We start from the raw sequence: 628 nt of genomic DNA, 5'->3' as shown, positions 1-628 counted from the left end.
CGAAACTTACGCCAACCAACCGCTGCTTATCATGGACGGATTTGAAATTAGCGTGCAGGCCTTGGCCGACCTCGACCCCGACCGCGTTGCATCTATCGTCATGCTTAAAGATGCCGCTGCCACGGCCATCTATGGCTCGCGAGCCGCCAATGGCGTTATCGTTATCGAGACGAAAACGGCAAAGCCTGGGCGGATATGGGTTACTTACGGCGGAGAACTGCGCATTGAAAATCCCGACCTAACGGGCTATAACCTGATGAACGCCCGCGAAAAAATTGAAGCCGAACGCATTAGCGGACTGTACACGATGGGCGGACCAACGGTGGAAAAGTGGAGATTGTACCAATCTAAGCTGCGCCAAGTGCTGTCGGGAGTGGACACTTATTGGCTAGACAAGCCGTTGCAAACCTCTTTACAGCAACGGCACACCGTTACGTTAGAGGGTGGCGACGAGGCTTTGCGCTATCGTTTGTACGTGGGTTACAACCATTCGCCTGGCGTGATGAAGGGTAGTAAGCGCGACGTGCTAACGGGTGCGCTCGACTTTCAGTACCGATTGCCGAAGGTGTTGCTCAAAAACAGCATCGCAATAGATAATTCTACGGCCGACGAATCGCCTTGGGGAAGT

The 628-nt window shown here is 53.7% G+C and carries 1 protein-coding gene; it reads left to right on the top strand.

Annotation, left to right across the window (positions count from 1 at the left end; translation table 11 throughout):
• Positions 1 to 628: TonB-dependent receptor plug domain-containing protein (locus BN93_RS16120; RefSeq protein WP_044261267.1), on the top strand; the 628-nt coding region annotated here is incomplete at both ends.

It is taken from the genome of Prevotella conceptionensis 9403948 (genome assembly GCF_000312305.1).
Lineage (GTDB): Bacteria > Bacteroidota > Bacteroidia > Bacteroidales > Bacteroidaceae > Prevotella > Prevotella conceptionensis.
The sequence above is the reverse complement of the archived record's forward strand: the minus strand, read 5'-3'. Positions and strand labels throughout refer to the sequence as shown.